Origin of the sequence: Undibacterium sp. SXout20W, assembly GCF_049340285.1 — a bacterium.
GTDB lineage: Bacteria > Pseudomonadota > Gammaproteobacteria > Burkholderiales > Burkholderiaceae_D > Undibacterium.
This window is the reverse complement of the sequence record NZ_JBMPPH010000029.1, coordinates 1-21,302: the sequence shown is the minus strand read 5'-3', so window position 1 is coordinate 21,302 and position 21,302 is coordinate 1. Positions and strand designations below refer to the sequence as shown.

The following is a 21,302-nucleotide window of genomic DNA, read 5'->3' as shown; positions in this document are numbered from 1 at the left end:
CTGTTCTGCACTGTTCTTTTCTGTGCCTGCGTGATCGTTATACAATGATCACGCATTTTTTTATGCCCGACGGTATATTGAAGTGCCTGCTTCTTTAATACTATCGCGAAAAAAATCAGAATATGTTTTCAATTTCTTTGCTTGTCGGCAAATTAGCACCTGCTTATGTCTACGTATTAGCCGGTTTTCTTGCTAAGCGTTTTACACCCATCAAAGAACGTTTTGTCGCCAACTGCCTGTTTTTTGTTTTTATTCCTATTACTGTCTTTAAGGGCGCTCTGGCTTCGGATGCCGGACATTTCATGACCTTAACTTTGTTGGCGTTGGTTACCAGCTGTATCTTGGCGGCCTTGGGATATTGTTTCAGAAATCAATTTTCTGAACGCCTGACGGCCGGTATGGTTTCCTGTTTGTTTAGCTATTTAAATATAGGTTGGTTCGGCATTCCGATTGTCCAGGCTGTCTATGGGGCGGAAGGCGCAGCGATAATGACAGCGTTTTATGTCGGTGGAATGTTATTTGGCAATACCATTGGTTATTCATTAGCAACAGCGGATGGCGCTAGTCTGACAAAAGGCGTTCGTAAGTTGATGAAGATACCGTCGATTTACGCCGTTGGTTTTGGATTATGCCTACGTTTGTCCTTTGTCGATTCGGCGCATTCGATCCTTGAAAGCGCCGGTCCTTTGTTAAAGCTTGGAAGTATGTTGACTTCTATTTGCGGTATGGGATTGGTAGGAATGAGTATAGCGCACACACGTTTCCGGAGTGTTCCTTGGGCATTGCTTTCTAAGTTGTTGGGTCTGCGTTTTATTTGTATTTTGGTTTTGACATTTGGTTTGCAAACCTTTTTGCTGGCGATCCATTTATTAACATCGTTGGATGCGAAGATCTATATATTATTTGCCGCGCTTCCCATTGCTGCCAATATTTTAGTTTTTTCTGCAAAAGATGCGCAGGCAAAAACTGAGTACGAATTGGTTGGTATCGCTTTGTTTGCGTCGACCGTACTGTCTTTTGTGCTATTGCTCGCAGCGATTGTTATTTCTCATTGGTCGATGGGCTGAACGCTTTTACTTTTTATAGTTATTGCTGAAAAGAATTAAAATTATCGATGCGCAAACAGGGTGAACCCTGTTCGCGTTGACTCTCAATCAACGTATTTCTTAAAGTTGGCAGTCTCCTGACAATTTTCGTTGTTATACGTATTGATCTTACTCAAATGCGCTTGCCATTTTTCTCTCAATTAAGGCAAACTTAAAGGACTTTTACTAATTTCAACTGCCTACCGCGCTCCAAAAATAAGAAAAATAAAAGTACACTCCCATTCAATCTTAATAAGTATGGAGTTTTTTTGCCTTGTCCAAGTTGCGATTTAAAATCTGATGTATCATGTTAATGACTTTTGAGTCAGTTGTTTAAGGCTCAATTTATCATTCCCAACTTATTTGTGTATTTCAGGAGTGTGAAAATTGAATAAAACAAGGATATGCAAGAAAAGTCCTTTGTCTGTGCTGGCGCGAGGAACAAGTGGGGCGCTGGCTGCAGGACTATTAATGAGTGGATGTGCAGTGGGTCCGAATTTCAGTTCCCCATCAGCGCCCGTCAGCTCTGACCAGTATTCTTATACTGGTGGCGCAGCCGTAAAAGAAACAGCAAGTGCTGAGACGTTTGCAGGTCAATCGCAAAAATTATCGAGCGGACAAGATATCTCTGCCGCATGGTGGGAAGTTTTCCATTCTGATGCACTCGATAAATTGATCCGTGAATCGCTAAAACATAATCCTAATCTGGCGTCCGCCCAGGCCGCATTACGTCAGGCACAAGAAAGTTATAACTCGCAGTCAGATGCCGTGCTTTACCCAAGCGTAACAGGTAACCTGCAGGCACAGCGTGAACATGCTTCTGCTGTATCGACCAATATTCCCGGCGGTAAAACCTTGAATTTATACAATGCGTCCGTCAACGTGTCTTACTCGGTGGATGTGTTCGGTGCAAATAAACGAGGGCTTGAGAGTTTACAGGCCGGTGTCGATTATCAACGGTTTCAAGTGGAAGCAACTTACTTAACATTGACCGCCAACGTTGTTACAACAGCGATTCGCGAAGCGTCGTTCCGTTCACAACTGCAAGCAACACAAGAAATCCTCGATGCCCAAAGTAGCCAATTAGAAGTGATTGAAAAACAATTCAAGGTTGGCGCCATTCCAAAGTCGAGCTTACTTTCTCAACGCAATCTCGTCGCACAAACTCGTGCGAGTATGCCGGCGATACAAAAAGCGCTCGATCAGACTCGTAATCAATTAGCCGTCCTTGCCGGTAAATTACCTGGCGATGCAGCGATGCCTGAGTTCCGACTTGAAAACCTTCAACTGCCACAAGAGCTGCCCGTCTCTGTGCCATCGGCGTTGGTACGTCAGCGTCCCGATATTCGCGCAGTAGAAAGCTTGTTGCATCAAGCGAGTGCGCAAGTCGGGGTGGCAACGGCAAATCAGTATCCACAGTTTGCTTTGTCCAGTAGTTACGGCTTTACCTCCCCTGAAACAAGTAATTTGTTTAAAAACTCAATGAGTTTCTGGAGCTTGGGCGGTGGACTAGTTGCGCCGATATTTAATGCCGGAGCCTTGTCTGCAAAGCGTCGGGCATCAGAGGCTGCTTACGATCAAGCTGCGGCTCAATACCGGTCGACTGTTTTAACTGCATTCCAAAACGTGGCGGATACTTTACGCGCGTTGGAGCTTGATGCACAAACATTGAAGCAGCAAGCCGCCGTCGAAGCGTTGGCGAAAGATACTTTGGACTTAACCTATAAGCAATACAAATTAGGTGGCGTCAGCTCTCTCGCTTTATTGGATGCGAAGCGGACTTATCAGTCTGCGCGAATCAATCTGGTTCAGGCACAAGCAAATCGCTATGCCGACACCGCTGCTTTATTTCAGGCAATGGGTGGCGGTTGGTGGAATAGGCCAGAACTAGCGGATATCTCTAAAACAGAAACCACCGCTGATAAAGTGTCACAGTAATCAAACCAGATCGAATTTCTATTTGAATTTTGAATTTTGAATTGTAAGGGGAAGTATTCATGACTAAGCGTATGTTCATTATGCTAGGCTGCGTGGTTTTGTTGATTGCTGCTTTGGCTTTCGGCAAGTTTCTGCAAATTAAACAGTTAATCGCCAATGCACCTAAACCCGGAGCGCAGACCGTCTCCGCGGCGAAAGCGGAAGTACTTGAGTGGCAACCACAAATCTCTGCCGTGGGAACAGTCACTGCATTTCGTGGTGTTGATATTAGCTCCGAGGTGACTGGTCTGGTGCGCGAAGTAGCGTTTAAATCCGGTCAGAACGTCAAACGTGGCGATCTCTTAATTCAATTAAATGCCGATTCCGACATTGCCCAATTACATGCTCTTGAAGCCGCAGCTGAATTATCCGCTACGGTACTCAAGCGTGATCAGGCGCAATTGGCAGCGGAAGGTGTCAGTCAGGCACAAGTCGATGCAGATGCAGCTGACTTGAAAAACAAACGTGCGCAGGTTGCGCAACAAACAGCGACGGTCGAGAAAAAATCTATTCGTGCTCCTTTCAATGGTCGATTGGGCATTACTACTGTTAATCCGGGTCAGTTTATTAATACTGGTGATAAGTTAGTGACTTTGCAGACCATTGATCCGGTGTATATCGATTTCTTTGTACCACAAAAGCAAATCAGTTCGCTGAAAGTTGGTCAGAATCTGAAAATCTCTAGCGATGCTTTTGCTGGACAGGATTTCGCTGGTCAGGTCAGTTCGATTAACCCAAAAATTGACACCGCTAGCCGCAATGTGCAAGTGCAAGCGACATTAAGTAATCAAAAACAATTATTGTTGCCAGGCATGTTTGCAAATGTCGCGCTGGATGTCGGTGATAAAAATAAATTCATCACCTTACCGCAAACAGCCATTACCTATAACCCATATGGATCTACAGTGTTCGTGATCAAAGATGGCGATAAAAAAGACGACAAGGGTGAAGCGATTAAAGTTGCACAACAGGTGTTTGTAACGACTGGCGGGACCCGTGGTGATCAGGTTGCCGTGCTGACAGGTATTCAGGCTGGACAGCTTGTTGTTACCAGCGGTCAACTTAAGTTAAAAAATGGTACGCCAGTGCTGATCGATAATTCTGTGCAACCAAAAAATAGCCCGAATCCAACTCCGCAAGAACACTAACAGGAGCTACGATGAAATTTACCGATATTTTTATCCGGCGTCCGGTGCTCGCCATGGTGGTGAGCATGCTGATTGTCGTTCTCGGTTTGCGATCTTTATTTAGTTTGCCTATCAATCAATACCCACGTACGCAAAATGCGGTGGTGACGGTTTCTACGGCTTACTATGGTGCTGATGCACAGACGGTCGCCGGCTTTATTACGCAACCTCTGGAATCGGCGATTGCGCAAGCGCAGGGGATTGATTATTTGTCGTCGTCAAGCACTAGTGGTGTATCAACGATCACTGCGACTTTGCGTTTAAACTATGACGCCAACCGTGCTTTGACTGAAATTAATACGCAAGTAAATTCAGTTAAAAACCAATTGCCGGCGCAGGCTCAAGCACCAGTAATGACAGTGCAAACCGGTCAGACTACCGATGCGATGTACATGGGTTTTTACAGCGATACATTGCCAACTAACAACGTTACCGACTTTTTGATTCGGGTGGTTAAGCCTAAGCTGGATTCGATTGATGGTGTCCAGACTGCGGAGTTGTTAGGCGCCCGTCAATTTGCGTTGCGCGCGTGGTTGGACAACAAAAAGATGACCGCGATGGGTGTGACAGCGGCCGATGTAAGTGCAGCTTTGACCAGCAATAACTACTTGACGGCGTTAGGCGCTTCAAAAGGGCAGATGGTCACAGTACCGTTAACGGCTGGTACGGATTTACACTCTGTCGAAGAGTTTAAAAAATTGGCCGTCAAACAAAACGGTGATGCGATTGTTCGCCTCGAAGACGTGGCGACGGTGACTTTAGGTTCTGAAAACTATGATTTTAACGTGGCGTTTAGCGGCGTTCGCTCGGTGTTTATTGGTATCAAAGTAGCACCAGAGGCAAATATTCTGGATGTAGCAAAGCGCGTTCGTAATGCATTTCCACCTATCCAGTCGCAATTGCCAAACGGCTTGACAGGGCAAATCGTCTATGACTCCACGGAGTTCATTAATACGTCGATTGAGGAAGTGGTTAAAACTTTGCTCGAAGCACTGCTGATTGTGACGGTGGTGATTTACCTGTTCCTGGGTAGTTTCAGAGCGGTGATGGTGCCAGTGATTGCAATGCCATTGTCACTGATTGGTACTTTCTTTGTGATGCTGATGTTTGGCTATTCGATCAACTTGCTGACTTTGCTTGCTTTGGTGTTGGCGATTGGTCTGGTGGTGGATGATGCGATTATTGTGGTAGAAAACGTCGATCGTCACATGAAAGAAGGTAAATCCATTCTCGATTCTTCGTTGATCGCAGCGCGTGAACTTGGCGGGCCAATTTTAGCGATGACCGTTGTATTGGTCGCGGTGTATGTGCCAATTGGTTTTCAGGGCGGCTTGACGGGGGCTTTGTTTACGGAATTTGCTTTTACATTGGCTGGTTCTGTGGCGGTCTCCGGCGTGGTGGCCTTAACCTTGTCACCGATGATGTGCTCGCGCTTTTTCTCAGCAGATCAGAATGAAGGGCGTTTCGTTAAGTTTATCGATCATACTTTTGAGCGCGTTCGCAGTACTTACTTGCGTATTTTGCATAGCTTGCTCAATACATGGCAAGTGCTGATCGTGATGAGTTTGATTCTGATTGCTTGCCTCGGTTTGATGTTTAAAATGTCGCAGTCTGAACTAGCGCCAGAAGAAGACCAAGGCATCGTATTGTCGCAGGTAGTTGGCGCACCAACTGCGACCTCGGATCAGATGCAGACCTACGCTGATCAAGTGTTTAAGGTCGGACATGATATGCCCGAATATAAGCAAATGTTTCAGATTACCGGCGTGCCAACCACGAACGCAGGTATCGGCGGTGTTTTGCTAAAAGACTGGGGTGAGCGTTCACGCAGCGCAAAGGAAATTCAAAAAGACTTGCAAGCGAAGTGGAATAAAATTGCTGGTGCGCGTATTGCGGCGTTCCAATTCCCGGCTCTACCAGGCTCGTCGGGTTTGCCAGTGCAATTTTTGATCACGACGACGGAACCGTTTGAAAATTTGAATACCATTGTTCAGCAGGTGATGGACAAAGCACGCGCTTCCGGCAAGTTCTATTTCATGGACGTTGATTTGAAATTGGATAAGCCGCAAGCGACACTGGAGCTTGATCGCGACAAGATTACTGCGTTAGGAATGACGCAGCAGGGTGTTGGACAAGCTTTGGGGGCGGCGCTGGGAGGAGGTTATGTCAATTACTTCTCGATCGCTGGCCGTTCATACAAAGTGATTCCGCAAGTGCAGCAAGTTGATCGTTTGAATCCTGATGATTTGCTGGATTTCAATATCCGTACACCTTCTGGCACGATGATACCTGCAAGTACCGTGGCACATTTCTCACAAAGCGTTGTGCCTGAAGCGATTAATCGCTTCCAGCAGCTCAATTCGGCAACGATTTCTGGTGTCGCTGGTGTTTCTCAGGATGAGGCACTAGGTTACTTGAAAGGGCTGGTTCAGGAGATCGCACCAACTGGTTATACCGTAGATTATTCTGGTCAATCACGTCAGTTTATGAGCGAATCTGGTGGCTTCCTGATCACAATGGCGTTTGCTGTGATTATCGTTTTCCTGGCATTAGCAGCACAGTTTGAAAGTTTCCGTGATCCTGTGATTATTCTGGTTTCTGTACCATTAGCATTGTTTGGTGCGATGATCTTTATTTTCTGGGGCTTCTCATCCGTCAATATTTATACCCAGGTTGGTTTGGTAACACTGATGGGCTTGATTAGTAAGCACGGTATTTTGATCGTTGAGTTTGCCAATCAGTTGCGTAAAAAAGGACTGAGCAAACGTGCTGCGATTGAAGAGGCTGCGGGTGAACGTTTGCGTCCGATTCTGATGACAACGGCAGCGATGGTGTTCGGCGTGGTGCCTTTAGTGATTGCTTCCGGCGCAGGTGCTGCAGGCCGTCATGCAATGGGATTGGTGATTTTCACTGGTTTGTCTATCGGTACACTGTTCACCTTATTTGTTGTTCCTGCGATGTATGTATTCATTTCAGGTAAACACGAGGCTGAAGCAACAACAGAAATTGTAGGAGCACCGGTAACGACTCCAACTTGATCTGGTTTATTGCATTCAAAACCCGCCAATCATCTGGCGGGTTTTTTTATGTTCAATTGGTCTTTTAAATTATTTCTCAAGCATATTCTGGGGAAATAGCATGAGTACACCAGGCCGATCGATGATGTGGAAAGTAGAAACTCAGAGTGATTAAAAGTTTGACTTTTACCGCTTTAGACAAATGGTGACGACACGCAGTGATGATGCCCGCATGGCAAAGTCTCAGCGTCGCCTTCTCTGGCTTAGCTTTCTTGGCGAAGCAAGAAAGCTAAGCGGCTGCCGGGCCGCACGCGTCTTGGTTCTGCAAGGAGCGATCGATTTATATATTAAATGGGGCGCAACAAACGGTAAGCAATAAACGGGACGTAATTAACAGGAAGTAATTAACAGGACGTAATTAACAGGACGTAATTAACAGGACGTAATTAACAGGATACAAAAATGGCACAATAAGGAGGCTATTTCAGGAGGCTATTAGGATCGTTTTGGACAATCTTATCTTTAAAAGAATGAAAATCAAGCGACGCTCGCTAATCCGATAATAGATTTCTTTAATGCGGCATGCACTGCAAGCATTTCATTTTTTTGCGTTTGGCGATGGTAGCGAAACAGCATCAAACCTTCTACCTGGGCAACGACCAAGGTCGCTCTTAACTTATATTCTTCATCCGAAATGGCAGGGTTCAAACCCTGTATCAATTTAAAGATTGCTTTGCGCTCGCGAGCAATCATTTTGTCCATTAATTTAGAGGCAAAATCATTACGTGCGGCGAGTGCCCAAATTTCAAAAAACATGCCGTATGTAACGGGATTGCTGAGTTCTTCCAAAAACATACTAATCGCCGAATTGAGTTGTTCGATGCGCGGTTGTTGCTCCATTGTAATGGTGATCGTGTCGAGCTTTTCTTGGAATTGATTCATTGTCATCAGTAATACCGCTTCCATCAGCAAGTCTTTACTTTGGAAATAATGTTGGACGTTGCTTAGACTGATACCCACTTCAACGGCGACTTTACGCATGGATAGCCCAGCATACCCTTCAGAAGCAAGAATATTTCGCGCGGCGTCGACGATCTCGCTGACCCGCTCCAGGCCTTTTTCTGTTGTGCTTGAGGCTTTGTTTTTGAGTGAGGTTTTAAGGGCGTTAGGCATATCGAAGTAATTCTGTTTGAAGTAATTCTGTTTGAAGTAAGTCTGTTTTGAATTTAGATTATTGCATACGCCTTTGGCCAGCAATGAATATCGATTGACAAATAGTACGCATGACCTATAATTTTCACTTTATTGGTCAGTTGACCTATTATTTTATAATTAAATGATGAAATAGTCACATTCAACTATGTGGTTGGAAAAATAATTCCACTCTGATAGTGATGTGGAGTCATCGAATAAACACAAAACATGAATAAAAATCGGAGACGCTTATGAGTCAGCAAGTCTATGTATCAGGAGTTGGAATGATTCCTTTTGCCAAACCTGGTAACAGTGCTAAATATGACCAGATGGGGGCAGCGGCAGCTAAATTGGCTTTGACGGATGCAGGATTAACTTACGACGATATCGAACAAGCCTACGTTGGTTACGTCTATGGTGATTCGACTGCAGGGCAAAAAGCCTTATACCAGGTGGGCATGTCCGGTATCCCGATTGTCAATGTGAACAATAATTGCTCGACTGGCTCTACAGCGTTGTTTTTAGGAAGACAAGCCATCGCGAGTGGCGCTGTTGACTGTGTCCTGGTACTTGGTTTTGAGCAAATGAGTCCCGGTGCGTTAGGTTCAATTTTTCAGGACAGGCCTAGTCCCTTTGATGATTTCGATGCGGTCACTGAAAAGTTGGTTGGCATGTCGCAATTGCCCTTGGCACTGCGCTATTTTGGTGGCGCAGGCTTAAGTCACATGCAGAAATATGGTACCCCGATGGAGTCCTTTGCAAAAATTCGCGCGAAAGCCAGTCGTCATGCAGCGAATAATCCCTTGGCTCTCTTTAAGCAAGTTGTGACTGCGGACGACGTGATGAACGCGACGACGATCTGGCCGGGTGTGATGACGAAACTCATGGCGTGTCCCCCAACTTGTGGCGCAGCGGCAGCGGTACTGGTTTCCGAAAAATTCGCACAACAGCATAGACTTAATATGCAGGTCTACATTGCAGGGCAGGCAATGACGACAGACAAGCCGGGTACTTTTAATACTGACGACATGATGCAAGTTGTTGGCTATGATATGAGCAAAGAAGCTGCTGCCAAGGTCTATGCCCAAACTGGGATTGGCCCTGCTGATCTTGATGTGGTCGAATTACATGATTGCTTTGCTCATAACGAATTGATTACTTATGAAGCTTTGGGCTTGTGTCCTGAAGGTGGCGCTGAGAAGTTTATTGACGATGGTGATAATACTTACGGCGGTAACGTTGTCACAAATCCTTCAGGTGGCTTGCTATCCAAAGGACATCCTCTTGGTGCAACTGGACTGGCACAATGTTTTGAGCTCACTCAACAACTCCGGGGCAATGCTGGCGACCGTCAAGTGCAGGGTGCGCGAATCGCGTTGCAACATAATCTGGGACTGGGTGGCGCGTGCGTGGTCACAATGTACCGTCAATCCTAAGTATTGAGAGAAAATGACATGAATTACACTTCACCATGGATGAGCCCTGAGCTGGACAGTTTTCGTGACGCGATTCGTCGCTTTGTTGACGCAGAAGTGACGCCCCATCAAGAACGTTGGCGAAAGCAGCAGCACGTTGATCGCGAGCTTTGGCTTAAGGGTGGCGAGATGGGGATGTTGCTGGCGGATATTCCGGAAGAATATGGTGGTTCAGGTGGCAATTTTTCTCATCAGGCGATCGTCTTTGAAGAGTTAAGTTACGCGGGTGATATGGCATTCGGAATTCATGTACATGCGATCGTTGCTCATTACATTTTGAATCAAGGTACAGAGGCCCAGAAGAAAAAATACCTTCCCTTATTGGCCAGTGGCGAGATGGTCGCTGCGATTGCAATGTCTGAACCTGGCGCTGGTTCAGATCTAAAAGGGATACGAACTAGTGCAGTACTCGATGGTGATACGTATCGCATCAATGGTTCTAAGATTTTTATTTCGAATGGGTATCTTGCCGATCTGGTCGTTGTTGTGACAAAGACTGATCCGGATGCTGGTAGTAAAGGCGTTTCGTTGATCTTGGTCGAGACCAAAAATTGTCCAGGCTATAGAGTTGGCCGTATTCTGGAAAAAATTGGTCAAAAAGGTCAGGATACATGCGAATTATTTTTTGACGACGTGCGGGTGCCTGCAGATGCAGTGTTAGGTGGCGTCGAAGGAAAAGGTTTCTATCAATTGATGACAGAGCTTCCTTATGAACGTACGATTCTTGGTGTCGCCGGTGTCGCCGCTATCGAGCGCGCTTTGCGTTTGACGATTGAGCATACACGCGAACGTAAGGCATTCGGACAGGCCTTGATTGAGATGCAGAATACGCGTTTTGTATTGGCTGAAATCAAAACCGAAGCAACCATTGCGCGTACTTTTATTGATCGTTGCATCGTCGATATGCTGGAAGGTCGCATGGATACTGAACTTGCCTCAATGGCGAAATATTGGATTTCGGATTTGCAATGTAAAGTGATTGATCAGTGCCTGCAATTGTTCGGTGGTTATGGCTATATGCTGGAATACCCAATCGCGCAAATGTACGTTGATGCGCGAGTACAACGGATTTATGGTGGTGCAAATGAGATCATGAAAGAGATTATTTCACGCTCACTTTGATCGTCTGAGAAGGGAGCAAGCAATGCAGGTGCCTTGGCTATGCGCAGGCGTGAAAGAGCAAAGTATGAATCCATTTTTCGTCGTTTTTTTGAAATGAGTCTATGCATGAGTGGTCCATTAACTGGTTTGCGTGTCGTTGAAATGGTCGGCTTGGGGCCAGGTCCTTTTGCTGCGATGATGTTGGCGGATATGGGGGCTGAAGTCATCCGGATTGATAGAAAGACGAAGCCTGGTGAGAAGACCGCTTTTCCTATTCTCGGTACAAAATACGATGTGTTGGCGCGTGGTCGGCGATCTTTGGCTTTAGATTTGAAGCAATCTGCTGATCAGGCCGTATTGCTGGAACTGATCGATAAAGCAGATATTTTGCTCGAAGGATTCAGGCCTGGTGTCATGGAGCGTTTAGGATTGGGGCCGGATATCTGTCTGACACGTAATGCAAAGTTGGTTTATGGTCGGATTACTGGATGGGGACAACATGGCCCGTTGGCGCACGCGGCTGGACACGACCTCAATTATTTGGCGTTGACTGGGATGTTGCATGCAATGGGGCGTGCAGACACGCCACCGCCGCCGCCATTAAATTTGGTGGCGGACTTTGGCGGCGGTGCAATGATGTTGGCATTTGGTGTTGTTTGTGCTGCGCTAGAAGCGCAAAAGTCTGGTCTTGGCCAAGTAGTGGATGCGGCCATGGTGGATGGTTCTGCGTTACTTGGGGCGATGATCTACGGCTTCAAACAATTTGGTGCCTGGGGATCAGAGCGAAGTGCTAATTTATTGGATGGTGGTGCACCGTTCTACGATAGTTATGCGTGTGCTGATGGTAAGTTCATCACAATTGGCGCGATAGAGCCACAGTTTTATGCCTTGTTATTGAAATTGACTGAAGTGCAGGACTCCTCGTTTCACGCGCAGATGGACGCGATATCCTGGCCTGTATTGAAGCAAAAGTTTGCCGCTTTATTCGCCTCAAAAACGCGCGACCAGTGGTGTGAAATATTGGAAGGAACCGATGTCTGCTTCGCTCCGGTATTGGATATGAATGAGGCACCGCAGCATCCCCATAATTTGGCACGTGGGAATTTTATGGAGATCGATGGCGTACAGCAACCGGCACCCGCTCCACGCTTTAGCCGGACAGCGGCAGAAGTCCCTCCACCACCTGCACGTCCGGGACAGCATAGTCGGGAGATTTTACAAGACTGGGGAGTGAGTGAAAATCTGGTTCGGCAATTTCAACACCTGTAGGTAATAAATTCTGGTAATGAATTCAGCTAATGAATTCAGGTAATAAATCCATGTAATAAATTCAGGCAATAAATTTAGACAAAGAATTTAATTTATTTCGCGTTTAAAGTACGCGATTTTCTTCCGTGCTAGCAATGATTGCACAAACATTCTCCGGAAATTGTTGTTGGAGGAACTTCTGGCATGGCGATGTATCAGAATACGCTAATCCGTCCATCAATTGTGCGGCAAAATAAAACAGGGGAGAGCGTATGCGTAGTTCAAATTTATTGCCCGGCTTATTGCCCGGCGTCATCGCCATCATGATGTGTTTTCCAGCCGCAGCTGGATTCGCTGCTGATACGTCCAAGCCGGACGCTAAGCCAGAAGCCGAAGCCAAAAAATGGGATGTTAATCATCCACCAGGTGAATCGAAGTCTGTGAATATTGATACGCATACCGGCACTTGGATGAGCGTTGATGTCAGTCCGGATGGCCAACAGGTAGTTTTTGATTTGTTAGGCGACTTATATTTATTGCCTATCAAAGGCGGCGAAGCAAAACCTTTGACGCATTCGATTGCCTGGGAAATGCAGGCTAAATTTTCTCCCGATGGCAAGCAGCTCGCCTACATGTCGGATGCGGGTGGTGGTGACAATATCTGGGTGATGAATATTGACGGCAGCAATCCGCATGCCGTTACCAAAGAAGATTACCGTATGTTGAATAACCCGGTCTGGAGTCCGGACGGGCAATACATCGCTGCTCGCAAGCACTACAGCGGTACGCGTTCCCTCGGTTCAGGTGAAATTTGGATGTACCACACGAGCGGCGGTTCAGGGGTGCAATTGAATGAAAAACCGAATTGGCAAAAAGATTTAGGTGAACCCGCTTTTTCACCTGATGGGCGTTACGTCTACTATTCACAAGATACGACCGAAGGCACTTCATTTGAATATAACAAAGACTCAAATGGTCAGATTTACCAAATTTTCCGTAAAGATTTACACGATGGCAAGGTCAAAGCAATTGTCAGCGGCCCAGGTGGCGCCGTACGTCCTGTGCCTTCGCCGGATGGTAAATATCTGGCATTTGTGCGTCGTATCCGCAATCAATCGACTCTGTTCTTAAAAAATCTCGATACCGGTGAAGAAGTTGCAGCATGGCCACAGTTAGAACGTGACATGCAAGAATCTTGGGCTGTGCAAGGTGTCTATCCATCGTTTGCATGGATGCCAGGCAGTAAAGAAATCGTTGTATGGGCGCAAGGTAAGATCTGGCGCCTTGACCCCTTTGCGCAAAAAGCAACAGAAATTCCTTTTCACGTTAAAGATACGCGAGAAATCCGCTCTGCGCTGCGTTTTCCACATGCGGTAGCGCCAGACCAGTTTGAAGTTCATCAATTACGTTCGGTGAATGTCGCACCGCAAGGTGATAAGGTCGTTTATTCTGCTTTAGGGCACCTTTATATCCGTGATTTGCCGAATGGTACCCCTCGTCGTTTATCCAAGCAGAACAGTTATTTTGAGTATTTTCCAAGTTTTTCTCGTGATGGAAAAAATGTGGTCTTCACGACCTGGGATGATCAAAAGACGGGTTCAGTGCGTAGTATCAATATTGGCAGTGGTAAAGAAACCATTTTGACCAGCCGGCCTGGAAAATATACACAAGCGCGTTACTCTCCTGATGGTAAGCAAGTCGTTTTTGTGAAGTCTAAAGGGGGCTACCTGACGACCCCATGGTACGGTTTGGAAACGGGTGTGTATGTGGTAGATGCTGATGGAAAATCTCCAGTGCGTTTACTGACCGAGGAAGGCAGTGCGCCGCAGTTCGGTAAAGATTCAAAAGAAGTTTTTGTCAGCCGTACCAAATACACGAGTGAAGTGGACTGGACTACTTCACTGGTGAAGATTTCTCTGGACGGCAAACCTGAGCAAGCAGTCGCAACGAGTGAATTCGCGGGTGAGTTCGCCATCTCGCCAGATGGACAGTGGCTCGCATTTGGTGAGCGTTTTCACGCTTACGTAACACCTTTGCCTGTGGCTGGTAAGGCAATTACGATAGGCGCAAAAATGGACTCGCTGCCTGTTAAGCAATTAGATATCAATGCCGGGCAGTATCTGCATTGGTCTGGCGATAGCAAACAAATTCATTTTTCATTGGGTGGCGAATTGTTCACGCGTGATCTGAAAGATGCTTTCGCTTTCATACCCGGCGCATCTGCCGAATTGCCTAAACCAACTGAACATGGCGTCAAGATTGGCTTTTCCGAGACCACTGACAAACCACATGGTACAACGGTGATTTCCGGTGCCCGTATCGCAACAATGCGCGGTGACGAAGTGATCGAAAACGGCCGCATTGTCATTGTCGATAATCGGATTACTCAAATTGGTAAGGCAAGTGATATTGCTGTTCCGGCAGGAGCAACACAAATTGATGCCACAGGCAAGACTGTTTTGCCTGGTCTGGTTGATGTCCATTGGCATGGCGGTATGGGTGAGGGCGGTATTATTCCTCAACAAAGTTGGATCGATTACGCCTCTCTAGCCTTTGGCGTGACGACGTTGCATGATCCATCGAACGACAGCAATGAAATTTTCTCGCACAGTGAAATGCAAAAAGCAGGCGTCGTTGTCGCGCCACGCATTTTTTCCACGGGTACGATTTTGTATGGTGCCAAGGCGAATTTTTCGGCAGTCGTGAATAATCTCGATGATGCGTTGACGCACTTGAAACGTCAGAAAGCTCTCGGCGCAATTTCGGTGAAGAGCTATAACCAACCTCGCCGCGATCAACGTCAACAAGTGCTGGAAGCGGCGCGTGAAACAGAGATGATGGTGGTACCAGAAGGCGGTTCCTTGTTCCAAGCCAATATGACGATGGTGATCGATGGTCATACCGGCGTTGAACATGCGCTCCCAGTGGTGAAGGTATACGACGATGTGACGCAATTGTGGTCACAAACCCAGGTGGGCTACACGCCAACGCTGGGGGTTGCGTATGGCGGTCTGGATGGAGAACATTATTGGTACGCACATACCGATGTCTGGAAACATCCTTTGCTATCTAAATATGTACCGCGCACCGTACTGGAGTCACGCGGCGTCCGTCGTGAAATCGCACCTGAAGAAGATTACAACGTCTTCCGCGCCGCTGAAGTTGCTACCAAACTGCAAAACGCTGGTGTACCTGTCAATCTGGGTGCGCATGGTCAACGTGAAGGCCTCGCTGCGCATTGGGAAATGTGGAGTCTGGTACGTGGTGGAATGACACCGCTGCAAGCCTTACGTAGCGCCACCATCAACGGTGCACGTTATCTGGGTCTGGATAAAGACGTCGGTTCTCTTGAAGTCGGTAAGCTGGCAGATCTGATGATTGTTGATGGAGATGTTTTACACGACATTCGTCAATCGGATCGCGTGACCCAGGTAGTCCTGAACGGTCGTTTGTATGACACGGCAACGATGAATGAAACTGGCACAACTAAGAAAGCACGCCAGCCATTTTTCTTTGAAGGAAAATCTGGCGTTAATGCACCAGTCAGTGCCGCGGAGTATACCCACGGCGGTGATTGATCGCTTTGCTTGGTTTTGTTTTTTGTTGTTCCAAAAACCTCACGAACAATGTTTGTGGGGTTTTTTTATAGGGTGACGATCAATGATAGATAGTGTTATCGAAGCTATCTAATGACCATTTTATTGAGTCACTTTTGCTGCACTTTTGCTTCACTTGTGCGTTATTTATGATCAATACTACCGCGTTACTTTATATTGAGACGGGCTAAAAGCTTTGGTCACTTTGTAATCGCGCAGACCACCATGTTTTGATGTTCTCCCGGTCACACGCTTGCGCCATAATGCGAACGAACCAGGTTTTAGTTCGCTGCGCATGAGTTTGATCACTTCTGATTCTGTTAATCCAAAATTAACTTTAATTGCCTCAAAAGTCGTTTTATCTTCCCAAGCCATTTCAATAATGCGGGAGATTTGTACTGGATTAAGATTCAATGGGACCATATTAAGCTTTGAGGGTAGTTGTCAGGTAAAACTGCTCGTAGGTTTCACGTTACTTGAGTGTAACATTTTTATATGTATCGCGATTTACGTGACAAGTCAGGCCAGGGCATCAACGCTATCTTAAAGTTAAGTGGAATCTTTTTCTGCATGGGCGATCTTTATTGGCGTCTTTGCAAAACGTGGTGTAAGGGGAGGTAGACTACGCCGTTATTTAAGATTCCCAAAGCAACTTCACGACAACATTACGTTTCAATGGCTGCACTAAGGCAAAGTGTCAACCGGACTATAATTACTTGACTACTTTTTTAAGGCACGCCGTCATGAAAAGCTTTGTACTGCATATAAATGGTGAGAAGCATAAGGTCGATGTCGATCCGGATACGCCTTTGCTTTGGGTCTTGCGCGATACCATCGGTCTGGTTGGTACTAAATACGGTTGTGGTGTTGGGCAATGTGGTGCCTGTACTGTGCATGTTGACGGTGTGCCTGGTCGCTCTTGCTTACTGCCAGTTTCAACAGTTGGTCAACGCAAAGTCACCACCATCGAAGGTTTGGATCGCCACACCCAACATCCGCTGCAACAAGCATGGCAGGAACTTGATGTTCCGCAGTGTGGCTACTGCCAGGCAGGTCAGATCATGAGTGCTGTTGCGCTACTCAAATCCAATCCACACCCCAACGACGCTGATATTGATACGGCGATGGCCGGTAACTTATGTCGCTGCGCAACGTATTTGCGAATTCGTGCCGGTATTCATCGTGCGGCGGAGATTAGTCTGACCACCCCGAAATCCGCCGGGAGTAAAAAATGAACAGAAAATCACCTCAAAGCTTGTCCCGTAGGGATTTTCTGCGCCATTCAGTTGTTGGTGGTTTGGTATTAGGTATTTACGGTTCTGGTGCACTAGCGCAGATTAGTAAGGCGCGAGGGGATTCATCAGACTTTACACCGAATGCGTTTATTCGCATTGCACTTGATGGGCGCGTGACGATTATTTCCAAGCAACCTGAAATTGGTCAAGGGATTAAAACCTCACTGCCAATGGTGATCGCCGAAGAACTTGAGGTTAACTGGAAAGATGTACAGATCATTCAAGGTGATTTGAATCCTATCTACGGAAGCCAAAGTGCCGGCGGTTCAACCTCTACGCCGACGAACTACAATGACTTTCATCGTCTCGGTGCGACGGTGCGTACCATGTTGATTGCGGCTGCGGCCCAAAAATGGGCGGTACCCGTTGCTGAATGCCGGGCGGCGGATAGCGCGGTGTTACACGATAAAACGAGTCGTCGTGTCAGCTATGCTGACTTGGTCGTGTCTGCATCGAAATTACCTGTGCCAGATCCAAAATCTGTCGTGCTGAAAAACCCGTCAGAGTATAAAATTTTAGGTACTCGTATCGGTGGCGTAGACAACGCAGCGATCGTCTCAGGTAAACCACTATTTGGCATCGATACAAAGCTTCCCGGCATGTTGTACGCTAGTTTTGCTAAATGCCCCGTATTAGGCGGCAAAGCACTCAGCGCCAATTTAGCTGAAATCAAAGCCTTACCGGGTGTGCACGATGCCTTCATTATTGATGGAGTTCCTAATAACCCGCGTGGCTTAATGTCGGGGGTTGCGATTGTTGCTAATTCGACGTGGTCGGCATTCAGTGCGCGCAAAAAATTGAACGTTGTTTGGGATGAAGGTAGGGGTGCGGCCGATAATTGGGAGAATTTTGTCTCGCAAGCACAATCCAAATCGCGTCAGCCAGGTGAGACGATCTTACGCAATGACGGTGACGTAAGTACTGCGTTTAATAAAGCCGTGAGTACCGTTGAAGCGGCTTACAGCTATCCGTTTATCTCGCACGCCAGCATGGAGCCGCAAAATTGCACAGCGTGGTTCAATGCCGAAGTTGGCACGATGGAGTTGTGGGTGCCAACGCAAAATCCCGCTGCCGGACAAGACCTCATCGCATCAACACTGCACATTCCTAAAGAAAAAATCACGCTCCACATTACACGGAGTGGTGGTGGATTTGGGCGCAGGCTCAGCGCTGATTACGTCATCGAAGCCGCCGCAATTGCACAGTGCGTCAAGGCGCCGGTTAAGTTGACTTGGTCGCGTGAAGATGACATGCAGCACGATCATTTCCGAGCAGGTGGATTTCATTTTCTGCGCGGTGCGCTGGATGAAAAAGGTCGTGTGTCAGCTTGGCATAATCACTTTGTCACCTTTGCCAACCGGATACAAAAAGAGGGGCAAAGTATCTTGCAGCCCGGTAGCGGTGGGTCCCTAAACACTGATGAATTTCCAGGTCGTTGGGTTAAAAATTGTCTGATGGAACAAACTGCATTGGAATGTAGCATACCGATGGGTCCGTGGCGTGCGCCAGGAAGTAATGTGTTCGCTTGGGTCTTCCAAAGCTTTATCGATGAGTTAGCGCACGCTGCTTCCCGAGATCCATTGGAATTTCGCTTAGAACTTCTCGGTGATAAAGAAATTATGCAAGCAACCGGTGATCGAGGCGTTTCCTACAACGTCGCTCGTATGAAGCACGTCTTGCAACACGCTGCCGAAAAATCGTCGTGGGGTCAACGCACGTTTCAGCGCGGGCAAGGCCAAGGTATGGCGTGCTATTTTAGTCATCGCGGCTATATCGCCGAAGTTGCCGAAGTTACTGTTTCAAAAAAAGGCGAGCTCACGGTTGATCGCGTGGTGGTCGTGTCTGACATCGGTTCACAGATCGTCAATCTTAGTGGTGCTGAAAATCAGGTACAAGGTTCCGTCATCGACGGACTTAGCACATTGATGTACCCGGAATTAAATATCGCCAGCGGCGCCATAGTACAAAGTAATTTTCATCAATACCCGTTACTTCGCATGCCGCAAACACCGACGCGTATTGACGTACATTTTTTGAAAACGGATTTTCCGGTGACCGGTCTAGGCGAACCCGCATTCCCGCCACTGGCCCCTGCCGTTTGTAACGCGATTTTTGCTGCAACGGGCAAGCGGGTGAGGCAGTTGCCATTGAGTCGAACCGATTTGAGTTGGTCATAACTTTAGCGGTATCTTCACCCAAAGGTATCGCTCATTTGCATTCCAAAAGTCCGTCAATTGAGAAAAATGATTTTTTAATTTTGAAGACCTGGCCGGTAAAAGCGGATTGCTGTGGTTGATGTTTTTGGGGGATGGTCTATGTGTGCGGCCTTAGGCAGCAGTCAGGAATTTACATTGCTGTCATCAAATTGATGCAAATTAATTCGCCGAGTGTTTCAATTGGATTTATAAATTCTTGTACTCGATATCAATTCCACGAAAAACCTTAATCCTCTTGCCTGGTTGACTTCTTTTGTTATGCCTCGAATCTTCATACGTGATAATCATATGTGTTGGGTCAATCCATGAAATTTTTGGAGGATCGCCTTTGTCCCCCGCAACATCGACGTAGAAAACAACCGACGTATCGTCGTCCCCATGGTCATGAAAATTTTCCGCCAAGCGATGAATATGAATTTCGTCAAACAGCATCCCTTGACCAAAACCTAAGCCGTTATCAATAACTTCCTCAGTTGCGATCCATTCATGATTCGGGGAAACGATATCAACTGAACTAACAACACTTGGCTTACCTTCGTCTTTGAAAATAGATAAGAGACACAACAAACCAACTAGCGCGACGGAAAATAAACCCAAAATTATGCAGCCGATTAATTTTAATATTTTCATTGTTAGTTAGGCGTTATAGCAGAGATTTCATTGATGGAATTATGCGTTGCCCCTGCTAACTTGTTCAACGTTTTGCCCCGATGAGTTCAAGTGCCGGTACAAGCAAAAACGCAGAAAACAGACTTATTGCGTCCGCTAGTCCACTTAGCCAATGATCAGCAACTTGCAAAATTAATGCGTAAAGTAATAGCGAGCAAATTAGACCGGTGAATACATAAACGCGCAGTGAATAAAATTTAAAAGCAGAAAGTAACATCGGAAGTAAAGCCAAGATCATCACTACCATTACACAATACATAGACATATTCATCAATATCAATATGATTCCATATTTTGCTTCTGCAGCGCCAAAGTTGGAAATGAAAATGCCGGGAATAATTGACAAGGCAGTTGCCAATACTATCGCTGGTTCTCGTCGCATCGATATTTCCAATTTAATCAAAACTAAAGAAAGTGTCTACCTCGGGCCGCGACTAGTCTATTACATCTCACTCTTCATACCACGAGGGTTTGCGTGTTTTACTGCAAAAAAGTTTCGCCTTAGCTTTATTTTTTGGTTCAATCTTTGGCTCCAACTCATTAAGTTTTTCTATAATTAATATGTTGTCACGGTATTTTTTCTTCAAAAGAGCAAGTTTTTTATCAGTACCTGTGCATGAGTTACAGATTGACCAATCTATATCCGCTCGTCGTTCTGCATCATAACCATCCTCTCCACGCCAATGATCGCAAGACTCACGATCGGCTAGAAATGTCGCCACGTCCTCGGGAAAATCTGACGCCCATACCGGATTGTTTAAAACAACTGTCGATAGCAAAACAACGATGAGTTTCATTTTTCTGTTAAAGGTGAATTCATTTTTCATTTTCAACGGATCCGTTTTGCTTATTGGTGTCAAGGGCAGAAATGTGTATTTTTCGAACGTTTCGTATACACGCTGTTGACTTCCAGAGTAAAAGCCTAGCTAGTAAATGCCAGCGTTAATTAACCAATTCACAGCAATGCCAACGACTAGCGCTTGTCGATTTGATCTGAATTTCCCTCCTATTTTTCATGCGAGAACAGGGCATGCGGGGACACGCGCCAAACTCCGGTTGCGCAGATTCGTTACCTCAAGTTCGATACCCAAATAATGATTTAGTTGGTTTTTAATGATTCGCGAGTTCAACTATGAAGTGCAACTGAAGATAAATGGTTAAAGGTGGGAAGATGCAGTAGCATCCGGCCTTCCAGACCTCCAAGTCAAAGTTGCCCGAAATGACATACACACATCTTACCCA

The 21,302-nt window shown here is 46.4% G+C and carries 16 protein-coding genes; 11 read left to right on the top strand and 5 right to left on the bottom strand.

The genetic code is table 11. The annotated features are described in order from the left end of the window. Positions 1-122 precede the first annotated feature (122 nt). The 5 genes from ACO0K1_RS14165 (at position 123) to ACO0K1_RS14145 (ending at position 7,645) form a co-directional block, all read left to right on the top strand. Positions 123-1,067, top strand: a complete 945-nt coding sequence (locus tag ACO0K1_RS14165) for an AEC family transporter (RefSeq protein ID WP_423026809.1) — start codon at positions 123-125, stop codon at positions 1,065-1,067. A 405-nt stretch (positions 1,068-1,472) separates the two neighbouring features. Continuing rightward, entirely contained in the window at positions 1,473-3,023 is a 1,551-nt protein-coding gene (locus ACO0K1_RS14160) for an efflux transporter outer membrane subunit (RefSeq protein WP_423026807.1), read from the top strand. A gap of 59 nt (positions 3,024-3,082) precedes the next feature. Then, on the top strand, positions 3,083-4,210 hold the full coding sequence (locus tag ACO0K1_RS14155) for an efflux RND transporter periplasmic adaptor subunit (protein WP_423026805.1): 1,128 nt from the start codon (positions 3,083-3,085) through the stop codon (positions 4,208-4,210). Positions 4,211-4,221: 11 nt separating this feature from the next. Continuing rightward, positions 4,222-7,287, top strand: a complete 3,066-nt coding sequence (locus ACO0K1_RS14150; protein ID WP_423026803.1) for an efflux RND transporter permease subunit — start codon at positions 4,222-4,224, stop codon at positions 7,285-7,287. A 211-nt stretch (positions 7,288-7,498) separates the two neighbouring features. Further along, positions 7,499-7,645 (top strand): hypothetical protein, encoded by a 147-nt coding sequence (locus ACO0K1_RS14145; RefSeq protein WP_423026801.1) that lies wholly within the window; start codon positions 7,499-7,501, stop codon positions 7,643-7,645. Positions 7,646-7,803: 158 nt separating this feature from the next. Here ACO0K1_RS14145 and ACO0K1_RS14140 read toward each other — a convergent pair whose 3' ends face one another. Beyond that, positions 7,804-8,439 carry a TetR/AcrR family transcriptional regulator gene (locus ACO0K1_RS14140; RefSeq protein WP_423026799.1) on the bottom strand — a complete coding sequence of 212 codons (636 nt, stop codon included), beginning with the start codon at positions 8,437-8,439 and terminating at the stop codon, positions 7,804-7,806. Positions 8,440-8,711: 272 nt separating this feature from the next. On the opposite strand from ACO0K1_RS14140, the gene ACO0K1_RS14135 reads away from it, so the two are divergent. From ACO0K1_RS14135 to ACO0K1_RS14120, 4 genes are all read left to right on the top strand, one after another. Beyond that, positions 8,712-9,896: a lipid-transfer protein gene (locus ACO0K1_RS14135; protein ID WP_423026797.1), complete on the top strand. Its 1,185-nt coding sequence runs from the start codon at positions 8,712-8,714 to the stop codon at positions 9,894-9,896. Positions 9,897-9,914: 18 nt separating this feature from the next. After that, positions 9,915-11,057 carry an acyl-CoA dehydrogenase family protein gene (locus tag ACO0K1_RS14130; protein ID WP_423026795.1) on the top strand — a complete coding sequence of 381 codons (1,143 nt, stop codon included), beginning with the start codon at positions 9,915-9,917 and terminating at the stop codon, positions 11,055-11,057. A 105-nt stretch (positions 11,058-11,162) separates the two neighbouring features. After that, a complete protein-coding gene (locus tag ACO0K1_RS14125; protein ID WP_423026793.1) occupies positions 11,163-12,305 on the top strand; it encodes a CaiB/BaiF CoA transferase family protein in 1,143 nt (380 codons plus the stop codon). Positions 12,306-12,556: 251 nt separating this feature from the next. Then, the gene (locus tag ACO0K1_RS14120; protein ID WP_423026791.1) at positions 12,557-15,862 is read left to right on the top strand and encodes an amidohydrolase family protein; all 3,306 of its coding nucleotides are present in this window, start codon (positions 12,557-12,559) and stop codon (positions 15,860-15,862) included. 177 nt (positions 15,863-16,039) lie between these two features. On the opposite strand, the gene ACO0K1_RS14115 is transcribed toward ACO0K1_RS14120, so the two are convergent. Then, positions 16,040-16,303, bottom strand: a complete 264-nt coding sequence (locus ACO0K1_RS14115) for a TIGR03643 family protein (RefSeq protein ID WP_423026789.1) — start codon at positions 16,301-16,303, stop codon at positions 16,040-16,042. Positions 16,304-16,623: 320 nt separating this feature from the next. Here ACO0K1_RS14115 and ACO0K1_RS14110 point away from each other — a divergent pair, with 320 nt between their 5' ends. Then, a complete protein-coding gene (locus ACO0K1_RS14110; protein WP_423026787.1) occupies positions 16,624-17,115 on the top strand; it encodes a (2Fe-2S)-binding protein in 492 nt (163 codons plus the stop codon). Continuing rightward, positions 17,112-19,352 (top strand): molybdopterin cofactor-binding domain-containing protein, encoded by a 2,241-nt coding sequence (locus tag ACO0K1_RS14105; RefSeq protein WP_423026785.1) that lies wholly within the window; start codon positions 17,112-17,114, stop codon positions 19,350-19,352. Before ACO0K1_RS14110 ends, ACO0K1_RS14105 begins: the two co-directional genes overlap by 4 nt. Before the next feature lie 225 nt (positions 19,353-19,577). On the opposite strand, the gene ACO0K1_RS14100 is transcribed toward ACO0K1_RS14105, so the two are convergent. The 3 genes from ACO0K1_RS14100 to ACO0K1_RS14090 all read right to left on the bottom strand — a co-directional run bounded on the left by ACO0K1_RS14100 (position 19,578) and on the right by ACO0K1_RS14090 (position 20,887). Next, the gene (locus ACO0K1_RS14100) at positions 19,578-20,021 is read right to left on the bottom strand and encodes a hypothetical protein (RefSeq protein ID WP_423026783.1); all 444 of its coding nucleotides are present in this window, start codon (positions 20,019-20,021) and stop codon (positions 19,578-19,580) included. Between the two features lie 64 nt (positions 20,022-20,085). Beyond that, positions 20,086-20,442, bottom strand: a complete 357-nt coding sequence (locus ACO0K1_RS14095; protein ID WP_423026782.1) for a hypothetical protein — start codon at positions 20,440-20,442, stop codon at positions 20,086-20,088. A gap of 67 nt (positions 20,443-20,509) precedes the next feature. Then, entirely contained in the window at positions 20,510-20,887 is a 378-nt protein-coding gene (locus ACO0K1_RS14090) for a hypothetical protein (RefSeq protein ID WP_423026780.1), read from the bottom strand. Positions 20,888-21,302: the final 415 nt, after the last annotated feature.